Annotated in this window: 16 protein-coding genes, 1 tRNA gene and 2 pseudogenes; 11 read left to right on the top strand and 8 right to left on the bottom strand. The window is 68.3% G+C overall.

What is annotated here, in order from left to right:
* Nucleotides 1-95 precede the first annotated feature (95 nt).
* Nucleotides 96-773 (top strand): phosphate signaling complex protein PhoU, encoded by a 678-nt coding sequence (phoU, locus tag ACZ7IB_RS25940; RefSeq protein ID WP_405685767.1) that lies wholly within the window; start codon nt 96-98, stop codon nt 771-773.
* 171 nt (nt 774-944) lie between these two features.
* Entirely contained in the window at nt 945-1094 is a 150-nt protein-coding gene (locus ACZ7IB_RS25935) for a hypothetical protein (RefSeq protein ID WP_327369013.1), read from the top strand.
* Nucleotides 1095-1200: 106 nt separating this feature from the next.
* Here ACZ7IB_RS25935 and ACZ7IB_RS25930 read toward each other — a convergent pair whose 3' ends face one another.
* The gene (locus tag ACZ7IB_RS25930; RefSeq protein WP_470916127.1) at nt 1201-2547 is read right to left on the bottom strand and encodes an MDR family MFS transporter; all 1347 of its coding nucleotides are present in this window, start codon (nt 2545-2547) and stop codon (nt 1201-1203) included.
* Between the two features lie 205 nt (nt 2548-2752).
* Between ACZ7IB_RS25930 and ACZ7IB_RS25925 the strand changes: the two genes are divergently transcribed.
* Entirely contained in the window at nt 2753-3514 is a 762-nt protein-coding gene (locus ACZ7IB_RS25925) for a phosphoglyceromutase (protein WP_266359292.1), read from the top strand.
* A gap of 100 nt (nt 3515-3614) precedes the next feature.
* Here ACZ7IB_RS25925 and ACZ7IB_RS25920 read toward each other — a convergent pair whose 3' ends face one another.
* Nucleotides 3615-3896: a ribosomal protein L7/L12 gene (locus ACZ7IB_RS25920; protein WP_470916125.1), complete on the bottom strand. Its 282-nt coding sequence runs from the start codon at nt 3894-3896 to the stop codon at nt 3615-3617.
* 218 nt (nt 3897-4114) lie between these two features.
* Here ACZ7IB_RS25920 and ACZ7IB_RS25915 point away from each other — a divergent pair, with 218 nt between their 5' ends.
* On the top strand, nt 4115-4372 hold the full coding sequence (locus ACZ7IB_RS25915) for a hypothetical protein (protein WP_470916123.1): 258 nt from the start codon (nt 4115-4117) through the stop codon (nt 4370-4372).
* 229 nt (nt 4373-4601) lie between these two features.
* A complete protein-coding gene (locus tag ACZ7IB_RS25910; protein ID WP_470916299.1) occupies nt 4602-5231 on the top strand; it encodes a DUF4360 domain-containing protein in 630 nt (209 codons plus the stop codon).
* Between the two features lie 95 nt (nt 5232-5326).
* Here the strand turns inward: ACZ7IB_RS25910 and ACZ7IB_RS25905 are convergent.
* Nucleotides 5327-5528 (bottom strand): annotated as a pseudogene (locus ACZ7IB_RS25905) (replication initiator); the annotation flags it as partial.
* Between ACZ7IB_RS25905 and ACZ7IB_RS25900 the strand changes: the two are divergent.
* The gene (locus ACZ7IB_RS25900) at nt 5524-5742 is read left to right on the top strand and encodes a hypothetical protein (RefSeq protein WP_470916121.1); all 219 of its coding nucleotides are present in this window, start codon (nt 5524-5526) and stop codon (nt 5740-5742) included. The pseudogene ACZ7IB_RS25905 and the gene ACZ7IB_RS25900 sit on opposite strands and share 5 nt — an antisense overlap.
* Before the next feature lie 6 nt (nt 5743-5748).
* Here the strand turns inward: ACZ7IB_RS25900 and ACZ7IB_RS25895 are convergent, their stop codons facing one another.
* Together ACZ7IB_RS25895 and ACZ7IB_RS25890 are read right to left on the bottom strand one after the other, a co-directional pair.
* A complete protein-coding gene (locus tag ACZ7IB_RS25895) occupies nt 5749-6201 on the bottom strand; it encodes a hypothetical protein (protein WP_351263483.1) in 453 nt (150 codons plus the stop codon).
* Between the two features lie 165 nt (nt 6202-6366).
* Nucleotides 6367-6441 (bottom strand) — tRNA-Trp (locus tag ACZ7IB_RS25890).
* Between the two features lie 567 nt (nt 6442-7008).
* Between ACZ7IB_RS25890 and ACZ7IB_RS25885 the strand changes: the two genes are divergently transcribed.
* A complete protein-coding gene (locus ACZ7IB_RS25885; RefSeq protein ID WP_032764683.1) occupies nt 7009-7542 on the top strand; it encodes an NUDIX hydrolase in 534 nt (177 codons plus the stop codon).
* On the opposite strand, the gene ACZ7IB_RS25880 is transcribed toward ACZ7IB_RS25885, so the two are convergent.
* The gene (locus tag ACZ7IB_RS25880; RefSeq protein WP_470916119.1) at nt 7520-8866 is read right to left on the bottom strand and encodes a hypothetical protein; all 1347 of its coding nucleotides are present in this window, start codon (nt 8864-8866) and stop codon (nt 7520-7522) included. The two genes, ACZ7IB_RS25885 and ACZ7IB_RS25880, sit on opposite strands and share 23 nt — an antisense overlap.
* Nucleotides 8867-9071: 205 nt before the next feature.
* Here ACZ7IB_RS25880 and ACZ7IB_RS25875 point away from each other — a divergent pair.
* Both ACZ7IB_RS25875 and ACZ7IB_RS25870 read left to right on the top strand, forming a co-directional pair.
* Nucleotides 9072-9338, top strand: a pseudogene (locus ACZ7IB_RS25875) (aminoglycoside phosphotransferase); the annotation flags it as partial.
* A gap of 277 nt (nt 9339-9615) precedes the next feature.
* Nucleotides 9616-10188, top strand: a complete 573-nt coding sequence (locus tag ACZ7IB_RS25870; RefSeq protein ID WP_470916117.1) for a hypothetical protein — start codon at nt 9616-9618, stop codon at nt 10186-10188.
* A 929-nt stretch (nt 10189-11117) separates the two neighbouring features.
* Here ACZ7IB_RS25870 and ACZ7IB_RS25865 read toward each other — a convergent pair.
* Nucleotides 11118-11762 (bottom strand): AAA family ATPase, encoded by a 645-nt coding sequence (locus tag ACZ7IB_RS25865; RefSeq protein ID WP_470916115.1) that lies wholly within the window; start codon nt 11760-11762, stop codon nt 11118-11120.
* A 135-nt stretch (nt 11763-11897) separates the two neighbouring features.
* Between ACZ7IB_RS25865 and ACZ7IB_RS25860 the strand changes: the two genes are divergently transcribed.
* Nucleotides 11898-12146, top strand: coding sequence for a hypothetical protein (locus tag ACZ7IB_RS25860; protein WP_114245784.1), 249 nt, complete (start codon nt 11898-11900; stop codon nt 12144-12146).
* Complete coding sequence (locus ACZ7IB_RS25855) at nt 12143-12385, top strand: hypothetical protein (RefSeq protein WP_114245783.1); 243 nt, start codon at nt 12143-12145, stop codon at nt 12383-12385. Before ACZ7IB_RS25860 ends, ACZ7IB_RS25855 begins: the two co-directional genes overlap by 4 nt.
* A gap of 48 nt (nt 12386-12433) precedes the next feature.
* On the opposite strand, the gene ACZ7IB_RS25850 is transcribed toward ACZ7IB_RS25855, so the two are convergent.
* Complete coding sequence (locus tag ACZ7IB_RS25850) at nt 12434-12781, bottom strand: SCO0607 family lipoprotein (RefSeq protein WP_470916113.1); 348 nt, start codon at nt 12779-12781, stop codon at nt 12434-12436.
* Nucleotides 12782-12820 lie beyond the last annotated feature (39 nt).

Genomic DNA, 12820 nt, shown 5'->3' with positions numbered 1-12820 from the left:
TTGGGCGGCCGGAATCCGACGCGTACGCCGCCCATGGTGGCAGCGTGGGGTTCATACCTGGCCCCGGCCTTAGTGAGGACTGGAGAGGGACTTCCATGCGTGACGCGTACCACGAGGAACTCGACTCGATCGGCGAGGGACTGGTCGAGATGGCCCGGCTCGTCGGGTCGGCGATCGGCCGGGCGACGACGTCCATGCTCGATGCCGATCTCAAGCTCGCGGAGAGCGTGATCGCCGCGGACCAGAAGGTCGACGACCTCCAGCACGACCTGGAGGCGCGGGCCATCGCGCTGCTCGCGCGCCAGCAGCCCGTGGCGACGGATCTGCGGATCGTGGTCACCTCGCTGCGGATGAGCGCCGATCTGGAGCGCTCGGGCGACCTCGCCCAGCATGTCGCCAAGCTGACCCGGCTGCGGTTCCCGGAATCGGCGGTGCCGCACGACCTGCACGCCACCATTCTGGAGATGGGGCAGCTGGCGCAGCGCCTGATGGCCAAGGCGGCCGAGGTGATCATCACCAAGGACGTCGATCTGGCGCTCCAGCTGGAGCAGGACGACGACGAGATGGACCTGCTGCACCGCACTCTGTTCCAGCACCTGATGGACGATCGCTGGAAGCACGGCATCGAGACGGCCGTCGACGTGACACTGCTCGGCCGCTACTACGAGCGCTTCGCCGACCATGCGGTGTCGGTCGCCAAGCGCGTGGTCTACCTGGTGACGGGCGAGCACGCCGACGAGATCCAGCAGCAGACAACGGTGGAGGGCGCGTAGCGGCGTACGCCGTCGCAACCCGTCGCACATGTGTCTCTGCGCGTGTGCGCCGTTGATGCGCCCGCCCCGTTGGGCATGCAATGGGGTGGGGCGGCACGCCTTGTCCGTACGCCCCGGTCGTACGCGCGTCGTCGTGGCGTACGGCCCTGTCGTGCGCAATGAGGAGGAACCATGGCCGATTCCCCCACGACCGACCCCCAGCAGGAGGCACCCGCTGAAGTGGTGCACCTGACCGTGCTCGGCGCCTGCGGCTGCGGCTCGGGCTGCGGATGCGGATGCCAGTCCGGGGCCCCGTGCCAGTGCGGTGGCTGCAGCGGCTGACCGGCGGGCCTGTACGGAGCCGGAAGGGCGCCCCACGCGGAGCGGCTGCTCCGTGTGGGGCGCCCTTCGTGTGCCGATGCAGCGCCGGGCGGCGTCCGCGCGTCCCCTAGGCGGAAGGCCCGGGCCCGGCATCGGCGTCGGCCCCGGGACCGACCGGGACGGCATCCCCCGCATCCCGGCCCCTTCCCGTCACCGTGCGGCCGCTCTCCGCCACCCGGCTGCCCTCGGAGGCCGCCCCGTCGTCCCCCGGCAGATTCCGCATCAGCAGCCCGTACCCGAGCGCGGCCCCGGTACCCAGGACCGCACACGTCCCCCACAGCCACTGCGCCCCGAACCGGTCGATCACCACACCCGACATCAGCGGTGCGACCAGCGCCGCCGCGGACCAGGACATCGTGTACATGCCCTGGTAGCGGCCGCGGCCCTGAGCGGGCGAGAGCCGGACCACCAGACCGGTCTGGACGGGCGAATTGACGATCTCGGCGACCGTCCAGACGCAGATGGTCAGCGCGTACACGGCGACCGAACCGGCGAACGCGGTGAGCCCGAATCCGTACCCCGCCAGCAGCGACGACACGATGAGCAGCCGGCGCGGATCACGGTGCTGGATGAAGCGGGTGACCGGGATCTGGAGCACCACGATCAGTACACCGTTGACGGCGACGGCGGTGCCGAAGTCGGAGCTGGAGAACCCGTCCGCCCCCATGGCCACCGGCAGCCCCACGTACCCCTGCTGGAAGATCAGGGCGATGACGAAGGACAGCCCGACGACGCTCATGAACCGCCCGTCGCGCAGCACGGTGGAGAGCCGGACCTCGTCGGCGCCGGTGACCGCATGCCCGGCCGGCGCCGACTTCTCCGGCCGTGACTCGGGCACCTTCATGAAGACGACGAAGGCGCAGACGAGCGTCATCGCGGCCTCCCCGAGGAACCCGGCGAGGTAGCTGTACTCGGCGACGAACCCGGCCCCGGCCGAGGAGACGGCGAAGCCCAGATTGATCGCCCAGTAGTTGAGCGAGAAGGCCCGCACCCGGTCCTCGGGCCGGACGATGTCGGCCATCATGGCCTGCACGGCGGGCCGCGAGGCGTTGCTGGCCATGCCGACGACGAAGGCGACGGCCGCGATCGCCACCGGATGGACCATGAACCCGAGCACGGCCACGGACACGGCGGTCGAGGTCTGCGCGATGAGCATGGTGGGCCGGCGGCCCAGCCGGTCGGTCATCACCCCCGCCCCGAGCGAGGAGACGACCCCGCCGAGCCCGTGCAGCGCGGCGACCAGACCGGCGTACGAGGCGGAGTAGCCCCGGTCGAGGGTCAGGTAGAGCGCCATGAAGGTGGCGACGAACGCCCCGAGGCGGTTGACCAGCGTGCTGGTCCACAGCCACCAGAACTCCCTGGGGAGACCGGACACGGATTCGCGTGCGGCCCGTCTGAAACCGGCGACAGACATACGGAATCCCCCCAGGGAAGTACGGAACGAACACCGACGGTAAGAGGCCCGTCGGCCATCCGAACATTACGAATCCCGGATTCCGGTCCGCCAGTCAATTGACGCCGGCCGTCAATCGTCACGCCCCCGGCCCCTCACCCGCCCCGCCTGTCCGCCCTGTGACCGGCCGCGCAACGCCCGTACGGCTTCGATTACGCTCGGGCCCATGGCCGACGCACCGTACAAGCTGATCCTCCTCCGCCACGGCGAGAGCGAATGGAACGCGAAGAACCTGTTCACCGGTTGGGTGGACGTCAACCTCACGGAGAAGGGCGAGAAGGAGGCCGTCCGCGGCGGTGAGCTGCTCAAGGACGCCGGCCTGCTCCCCGACGTCCTGCACACCTCCCTCCAGAAGCGCGCCATCCGCACCGCACAGCTCGCGCTGGAATCCGCGGACCGTCACTGGATCCCCGTCCACCGCTCCTGGCGGCTGAACGAGCGCCACTACGGTGCCCTGCAGGGCAAGGACAAGGCGCAGACGCTCGCCGAGTTCGGCGAGGAGCAGTTCATGCTCTGGCGCCGCTCGTACGACACCCCGCCGCCCGCCCTCGAGGACGGCACAGAGTTCTCCCAGAGCGACGACCCGCGCTACGCGACGATCCCGCCGGAGCTCCGCCCGCGCACCGAGTGCCTCAAGGACGTCGTCGTCCGCATGCTGCCGTACTGGTACGACGGCATCGTCCCGGACCTCCTGGCCGGCCGCACGGTCCTGGTCGCCGCGCACGGCAACAGCCTCCGTGCCCTGGTCAAGCACCTCGACGGCATCTCCGACGCCGACATCGCGGGCCTGAACATCCCGACCGGCATCCCGCTCTCCTACGAGCTGGACGCCGACTTCCGCCCGATCGAGCCGGGCGGCACGTACCTCGACCCGGACGCGGCGAAGGCCGCCATCGAGGCCGTGAAGAACCAGGGCAAGAAGAAGTAAGACGGACTGATCAAGCCCCCTACCTGCGAGTTCTCCGCCGGTAGGGGGCTTGCTGCTGTGCTGGGGCCGTCTCTGGGCCGTGAGCTGCTCGACCGGGCCGTCAGGCGACAGGACCAGGGGAATGCGGTTCCGGCTGCTGCCTCAGCTCTGCCTGTTCTCCTGCATCGCGCAGGGCCGCGACCGCTCTCTCGGCGGTCTCTTCCGGAATGCGGTCGAGAATCACGACAGGGGCTTGATCCACCAGGACCTTGCTACGCCAGAGGCTCAGTCCAGTCATCCGGCGTACGACCTGGGCCACGTCGAGTGGACAGGCACCCGGGTGGACGAGCACCACCTCGTGGGGCACGTCGTCGCAGACCAACATGAAGTACTTGACGGCCATCCCTGTTCCCCCCTGGTTATGTGCGTGACTGCGGGAGCCGTTTCGATGTGACTGTGAGCGTCACCATCTGACCGAGTTTGCGATGTCAGTTTGTTTTGACGTCACTTGGGTGCTTGCGGTGGGACTGTGAGGTGTGCTTCTCCCGCTGGGGGCCTCATGGGTAGCTCGCAGTCGAAGGTCGAGTTGTACCGGCGATGCGGCGGGATCACCGGGTGGGCATGTCGCTGCGGGCGCTTCAGCGCACGCGCAATGTGACCTGGAGGACGGTCCGGCGGGCTCTGGACGGGCAGTGGCCGCAGCCGCGGAAGAAGCAGCGGGGCAAGGAGTCCCGGCTCGATCCCTACAAGTCGCTGATCGACGGCATGCTGCGGGCTGACCTGGACGCTCCTCCCGAACAGCGGCACACTACCCAGCACATCTATGACCGCTTGGTGGAGAGCCACCGGCTTGTCACCCTCGGCGCGCCCCCTGGGTGATGTAGCGGTAGAGCAGATTGAGTCTGCCGGTGTATCCGAGCTCGCGCGCCGCTCTGTCCCGTGCGTGGGTGAACGAGGTCTCCACCCTGAAGGCCGTTTGAGTGACTGGAGCGTCACCTTCTGCACGCGCACACGCAACGTGTGGTGCGATGCCCACGTGAAATCCGGGGGTCGGGCTCGGAAAGCGACGCCCGCCCTGGATCCGTGGACGATTGAAGGGAAGCCCATGGTGCTCCGTGCGCTGGCCGCGACTGGTGCCGCCACATCATTGTTCGGCTCGTCGGCCTTCGGCGGCAACCCGTCCCCGCCGCCGGACCGGATCGTCATCGACACCGTGGCGGTCAACGGTTCCGGCTGCCCGGCGGGGACGGCCGCCGTGACCGTGTCCCCTGACAACACCGCCTTCACCGTCACCTACAGTAACTACCTCGCCCAGGTGGGGCCCGGGTCGGCGCCGACCGACCGGAAGAAGGACTGTCAGCTCAACCTGCGAGTGCACGTCCCCGGTGGCTACACCTACGCGATCGTGTCCGCCGACTACCGCGGCTTCGCGTCACTGGCGCCGGGTGCGTCCGGGACCCAGCGGGCCAGCTACCACTTCCAGGGCAACGCCCACACCACCAACTCGACCCATCACTTCAAAGGCGGGTTCAACGGCAACTGGCAGACGACCGACACCGTGGACGTCGCCTCCCGGGCCTTCGCCCCCTGCGGGGAGGAGCGCAACCTCAACATCAACACTGAACTGCGGGTCGAGCGCGGCACTTCGAGCCCGAGCGCCACCAGCTTCATGGAGATGGACTCGACGGACGGCAGGATCAAAACCGTGCACCACCTGGCCTGGAAGCAGTGTCAGTGATCTCCTGGCGCTGCGATCGGCGGGTGCGTCCAGGCCGACGGCTCTCGTAATCGGTGGTAGCACTGTGTGGTGATCGCTGGGGGGAGTGCGCTGGCGGAGCAGGTCGACGGTGGCCCAGGACGGAGGAGGAGTACCGGGCCCGTCCGGTCCGCCGATCCGCATCACGGCGTGGAAGTGGATCGCCCCGCGCTTCTGGAACTCCGCGACCTTGCCGTATGAGAGCCGGGCCGATTCCTTCAGTTCCACCTGCGTGAGTCCGGCGCGAGCCGCGATCTCCCGTCGGAGGCGGGTGGTGAAGGGCGACAGCCAGGCCGCCCGCCTCCGCAAAGGATTGCGCGGCGGACGGCCACCGGGCTTCGACGAAGAGCGGTACAAGAAGCGCGACACCGTCGAGCGGGCCATCAACAAGTTCAAACACGCACGGGCCGCGGCGACTCGCTACGACAAGCGCGGGTACGTCTTCCTCGGCACCGCGACCGCGGCAGCCGTCGCCATCCGGCTTCGAGCCTGATCGCCCTCACCAGGCCGGAGGCCGAGACTGGTCGCCACCCTCGATCTCCTTCGGCCAGTCAATGGGGCGGCTGTCCGTCCTGCTCAGGATCCCGGGGTCGGGTGGGAACTCTTCGTCGTGCGGTCCGGACCAATAGGCCCGCCGCGTGCGCGGAAGGGGTATCTCCACCAGTTTGCCGTCGTGGATCATCCACAGCCCGAAACAGTCGTCCTCCTCGTCATGGATCAGGACCTGCACCGTCTCCGGCCGGGGCCACGGCAAGGACTCCAGGTGCTTCAACAACCCGGATCTACTGCCCATCCGCACGAACTCCGCACCCCAGCCGAACCCCCAGTTTCCGCCGGGCAGCATCTCGAAGAACGCTCCGTTCCAGGTGCGTGTGTCGTCGCGCCGCGTCAGTGGCTCCATGACCTCGTCCGCGTCCTGCGCCAGCACGATGACCTCAGCAATTCTGCTCATGCCGGAATACCACCGTGAACCACGGATGCACCGCAACTGAGATCTACTGCAGGTCAGAAGTCGAATCAGGGCAGCGCTTGAGGACGACGTCGCCCTTGGCCATGCTCGCCCGGACAGGTCCTGGTACCGCGCGGCAGACACGCCAAGTACGACGGGGCGGGAAGGCGGAACCGGCCGGATTCGAACCGGCGTCCTCGCGATTTTGGAGACCGCGCGCGACGACCTCTGCGCTACGGCTCCGCCCCGTCCGCCATCCTACGGACTCCCGCTGCTGCCAAGGTGCCCGTGCCCCTGCCGTGCCCGGTCGGACAGGAACTGACGGGGAGCCACGGTGATTGACGGACAGCCCGCAAGAGAATGACCCCCGACCGATTCACCTGGTCAGGGACCGTTCACCTGCGGTGGGTGTGGGATTTGAACCACGGTGACATCGCTGCCACGACGGTTTTCAAGAGGGTCGTGCCTGGTTACTACCCCATGGGCCTGACCTCGCCATTTCCTCCTGCGACATCTGCCCCAGAGCACTCTTGGTCCTCCCCTGGTCCACAGGACGCAGCTGCGGCAGCACGGCTCTGCACGCCGAAGGCGCACAGCTGGACTCCTCTGAGCCCCCACCACAGCGTCCTACAGCCCAGGCATCTTCCCCGCCCCAGTTCAGGCTCGCCACCGGACGAGCGAGTCACCCCCCTTGCCCTGAAGAGGCCAACCGTCGCAGGCCTCAACTCAGCTCTACCAACTGCCTGATGGCAGTCGCAGAAGCCCGGGCTGCTCTGCGATGCTGGAGGTCGATCGAGAGGGGCCGCAGCGATGCAGTGGAAGATCCACGGGGAACGTCCGATCTACGAGAACAGCTGGGTGAACCTGTGGCTCACCGACGTCGAGACGCCGGACGGGAACCGCTGGGAACACCACGTCGTCAAGCTCCGGCACCTGGCCGTGGCCGCCGTCGTCAACGAACGGCGCGAGGTTCTGATGATGTGGCGGCACCGCTTCATCACGGACGCCTGGGCGTGGGAGCTGCCCATGGGCTTGGTCGAGGAGGGCGAGACACCGGCCGATGCAGCGGCCCGTGAGGTGCTGGAGGAGACCGGCTGGCGGCCCGGTCCGATAAAGCCGCTGATCTACGCCGAGCCAGCGAACGGCATCACCGACTCCCAGCACCACGTCTTCCGGGCCGACGGGGCGACGTACGAAGGACCGCCGACCGAAAAGAACGAGTCGGATCGGATCGAGTGGATCCCCTTGGCAGACGTGCGGGGCATGATCGACCGTCGCGAGATCGTCAGCAGTGGCTCCCTGGTCGGGCTGCTGTACGTGCTCATGGACGAGGCGATCCGCTGACCTGGCGGGGCAGCACTTCCCGGAGCCGGGACTCGAACGCCACCGCGGCTGACTCCCGGCGGAAGGGCTCCAGCTGCTCGTAGAACTCCCTGAGGTGGCTGGCGACTCGTTGCGAGCTGACGGCCGCCGCCGGGACCAGGGCATCCATAGCCGTGTGGCACGCCTCGTCGAGTTTGCCGCGCTGGAGTTGGGTGCGGGCGAGCCAGAAGGCGTGGAAGGCACGGCCTCGGTGGTTCGTCTGGTGTTCGCGGCGTAGAGCGTCCGCGATGAGAGGTTCGGCGAGGGCGGCTTCGCCCAGGCGACCGTGCGCAATGCCGGTGTCCACGATCAGCTTCGGCTCGTCGAAGTAGGCAACCCAGGCTGGGTCCGGATCGGCGGTGCCGATCCGGCCGAAGTGGGTGTGGGCTTCCGAGATCGCGGTGTGGGTCGCGCTGTGGTTCCCGAGGGTGGCGTGGGCGAAGGCTTCGCGCATCGCGAGCATGGCCAGCACACGCGGTGTCGTCCCCACGACCGTTCGGGCCTGGTCCTGGGCCGCTGTGACGAGTGCGAGGGCGTCCCCGGGCTTGTCCTGGTAGGTGGCCTGGAGGCTCATGCAGGCGAGGACATTGGCCATGGACTGGTGGTCCTCGATCGACTTGGCCAAGCCAAGGGATTCGGTGAAGTAGGCGCGTGCCTGGTTGTACTGGCGGGCGTCGAAGTAGGTCCACCCGGTGAGCCGGGCCAGCTCGGCCGCGATGCTGTGCAGGCCGGCTCTCATGGGCGCGGGACGCTGCTCCTTGAGGAGATCAACGACGTAGCGGAGCTGGCCGACGACCGCCGGCCGTAAGGTCTCACCGCCGTGCTCGTCGTCCCTCCGCCAGTAGTCCTCGATCGACGAATGCAGCGCGTCCAGCGTCGACGGGCTGAGGTCCCGCTCGGCCGCCAGGGCGAGGATGCTGTCCACGTCCGCCCCCGGCAGCCCGGCGGCCAGCGGCTCGGCGGATGGGGTCGGTGCCTCGGCCGGTTCTCGGGGCGCGACCGTCAGGCTGGTTGGCACCTCCCAGGGGCGTCGGGCAAGACCGAGCATGTGCCCGGGGATGCGCAGTCCGTCCGAGATCCGTTCGATCACGTCCATATGCAGCAACTGTCTTCGCCCAGCGATCACTTCGCCCACGCGGCTCGGGGTGAGGTCGCAGCGGCGCGCGATCATCGACGGATAGATGCCTGCTCGTGCTTTGACCAGCTGAAAGATGCGGCCGAAGTCTCTGGCCTGGCATGCCTCGATCATCACTGGAGCCGTGAGCAGGCTGACCGGGAGTTCCTTCGAGCGAGGTGGCTTGGGCATCGGGCACGCTCCGGCATGAGGACTACGGATCGCTGCACTTAGTCAACCGAGGGTGATGTTACCCAAGTTGGGTAATCCGCTTGGCCTTTCTGGCTGAGCCTGCGAATCGCGATGCTCCTGACCATGGCGAACGGACAGGACGACGTACGGATGACGCTGCGGGTCTCCCGCGACTCCGGCCAGACGTGGGGGCCTCTCACGGAGGTGGGCGTGGGCGACCCGCGGAGCGGCCTGGCTCGATGCCGGCTACTGGGTCATCTGGCTCATCGCCTCCGGCCACACCCCCACATCGGCCGAAGGGTGGGCCGCCGAGATCCCCGCCTGGCACACCGCCCCTGCCGAGGGCATCATCGCTTTCGCCGCCGCCAACGCCAACGTCTGGTCCGAGATCAGCACCGCCGACCCCGACCCGTGGACCCTGCGCCTCGCGACCGCCGCCACCGCCTGGCACGCACACCGCAGGACTGCTTGAACCGAACCCTCCGCTCGGGTGAGCCGAACGAGCGGCCGGCCGGAGCGGCTTTGGCCGGTGTCCTCTTCGGGTTGGGGTCGGGCATGTTCAGGGGGCCGTACGCCGGCCCGGCAACTCGGGCAGGCTTTGCCCCTGCCCGGAATTTGAACGAGTGGCCCCCTGAACTTGCCCGACGCGGGCCCCGGAAAAATCGATCTTCGATCGTGGATCGTTGTGGCAGGGTGCACGCATGTCCGTTGACGTTGCTTATCCCGTCTTCCGCACTGACGATCCTGCATTGGCGCTCCGAGTAGCGCGCCAGCTGCTCGCGGTGGGTGACCAGCAGCACGCGGGCGTAGGCGTGGACGTCGAACTCCTCACAGTCGAGGACGTACTGCGCGTATGGAGCGCGCTGCCCGACGCATGGTTCAGGAAAGAGGACACCGAGGACTGGGTCCGCGATCCAAGCGACCCGACTGGATTGCACGGTGGAGTCCACGCACCCCAGCTCTCCACCGATCCCGCATTCCTGTCGGCGCATCTGCCGATCTGGGCATCGATGCTGGATCAGCCAGTAGGAAGCGTTGAGGACAGGTTCATGGCCGTGGCCGGCAGGCATGTGGCAGAGATCCGCTGGGAGGGTCTGGGCTGGCCGGAGGTTCCGGAACCGGGCCTGTACGCGGACTTCAAGCATGCCGAGGTCTCTGTGCTGTTCAACGCCGCCACACGCGAACTGGACGAGCGCCGCGACGAGCACACTGCCCTCGTGCACGTCCGTCGCAGAAACGGCGACGGGTACGAGGAACGCCATGCAACCTGGCTGGCCGAACAGGTTGGCCAGACCGTCATCGGTCCGCCGCAGCTGAGCTAGCGCCTGGACACGGTGTACAGCAGGGTTCCTGGGCCGTCCCTGGGCCGTCCGAGGCCAACAAACGGCAGCAGATGACCACCGGCGATGACAGGTGACATCTCCGCAACCACGGGGCGCGGAGCAGGCATAACTCAGGTCAGCCGGAGCGGTACGCAAGACCCGGGCAAGAAGAAGTAGTACGTCGACAACAAGCCCCCTGCCTGCGGCTCCTCCTCCGCAGGCAGGGGGCTTGTTGTCGCACTGGGCATTTCAAGACCTCCGCCCGACGCCCGGCTATCGGCCGCCCATGCGTGTCTGCACCGCGCGCTCCACCTGGACGCCAGGGACCAAGCCCGCTCCACGGTGTGGCCGAAGGCAGACGGGATGGAAGCCTGGGGACGGCAGTGGGCTGAGGCGCGCGGCTTCGACGGTGGCTCGGCGATGGGTGTCGCACACCACCGCATGTGTAGAGGCCGAGCTCAGAAGATCCTCAAGCTTTCGCTTTGGATGCCACGAACGCCGGACGGCATGCCATGGTCATCACACGCGCGAACGCGAGCGCGTATCTGCAGGCGACTGCACCCACTCGACGGGGGAGACGCACGTGTTCGGAGCAATGGACCTGGGTGCCAAGATCGCAGCAGCTGTCACGATCACCGCTGTCGTCGGACTGGCCATCACTGCGATCCGCTGGTTCAAAGCACAGAATCGGTAGGCCGGGTCCGTCTCCGGGCCGTCCAAGGCCACTCGGCAGCGGCCGATGACGACAGCTCGGACGAGGCCGCGCAAGGCCCGGACCAGCGAAGACCCAGGTCGCCAGGAGCGGCGGCAAGACCTTGGGCCAAGTAGTAGGGCCCTACCTGAACGAGCCCCCCTGCCTGGGGTTTGCCGCAGGGGGCTTGATTCGCCGTCCATGACTGCGGGGGCAGCGCCCCCGCCCCCGAGCTTCGTCACGCCCCCGGCAGCTCGAACAACTCCCGCTCCCGCCCCTCCCCCTCCGCACCCAACGCCCGCCCGATGCGCGCCGCCAACGTGTCCCACGGGCGGCAGGCGACCACCGGCAGAGCATGCAGGCGGGCCTGGTCGCCCAGCCATCGTGAGTACTCCGCGCTGACCTGCGCCCGATGCCGCTGTTCGCCGCTGTCGGGCTCCCGGGAGGCGTAGTTGGCGGTGATCTGGTCCGGGTCCTCCTCGTGCAGGAACACCGCCCGCACGCGGCGGTCCGCCGCCCGGCCCTCGTGGATCGCCGCCGCAGCGGCGGCCGGGGTGAGGTAGTCGCCCTCGATCACGGCGGGGACGTCGACCGTCAGGCGGTTGCGCACGACTCCCAACACCGCGGGCTCCAGGGCCCTGGAAGTGGCGATCTGAAGGTCCAGCACCTGCTCGGTGGCGAGTTGTGCCATGTCGGGGATGTCATCGAAGTGGTGGAGAGCGGGGTGGTGTTCAGCCGTCGTCATGGCCCCGACGGCGCTCACTACGTCGTCGAACTCGACCACGAACGCCTCGACCTCATCGGCCAGTTGCGCGGCCACCCGGCTCTTGCCGACGCCCGACGCCCCGCCAAGAAGCAATATGTCCCACGATGTTCCTGTCACGGGGCGAACGTATCGCGTGGGCTCCGCGTCGGTCGCGCGCCCTGGCGCTACCGTGGCCCGAGCACCGGCCCGCGCATGGGCGGAGCCGATCGGACGGGCCGTGCGGAGAGAGCAAGGAGAGCGGGGAGAGCAATCATGGGCGAGCCCCTGAAGACCTTCGTCGGCGGCGCCGAAGTCGACGTACCCAACAGCATTCCGGACATCCGGGCCACCCTGCCCGAGGAGAGACGTGAGGAGTTCGACCGCGCCATCAACGACGCCGGTGTGAGCGAGATCCAGGCGGTCATGCGGCACTGGATGCTGGAGGCCGTACCCGATCCGGAGGCCGAGAAGATCCTGGACCGGCTGGCGCAGGACGAGGCCGAGAGGCGGACCGTAGCTTGAGCTTCCGCATCTCCTACGCCCCGCCGGCCGACGACACCCTGGCCAAGATGCGCGACAGCGAGGTCTTCCGGGACGAGATGGCGCGCACCCTGGGCCTCGACCCGTACGGGCACGGGTCGTCGGCCGTCAAGAGCGAGCGCGACCGCCGCGAGGCGACGGTCGCCGGGGCCATCGTGCTCTATTACGTCTCCGGGTCCGTCCTGATCGTCACCGTGGTGAGGCTCGTCCCGCTGCCCTGAGCCGGCACCGAACCGAGGTGATGCCCGGGCAACCCGAGCGATCCTGCCTCACTCCCCGGATTCTGCGGGGATGCCGATGGTCTTGCCGCTCTCGTCCACGGTGCGGGTATCCCAGTACTTGTCCCACTTGTCACCCACATGCTCGGGAACCTTGCCCTTCGGATACCGGGCGAAGCCCTTCGGTGGTGCCTCGTCGTCGGGCACGCACGCCGATCCGGCGCCCCCGACGGCGAGGACCGGATATTCGCCGCCGCCGCAGATCGCGTCCTCCATCGAGCAGCCCGCGGTCAGCAGCGCCACGGTCACGGAGGCCAGGGCGAGGCCCACCGCGGACCGGCTCGGGCGGCGCCCGCTTCTCGCGGGCGCCGATCGGTCAAGTCGGCTGATCCTGCGCACGGTTGGCTCCCTCTGGGTGGTTGGTACGACCAGCCTGCC

The sequence above is a fragment of the Streptomyces sp. NPDC037301 genome (genome assembly GCF_055602785.1).
The sequence above is the reverse complement of the archived record's forward strand: the minus strand, read 5'-3'. Positions and strand labels throughout refer to the sequence as shown.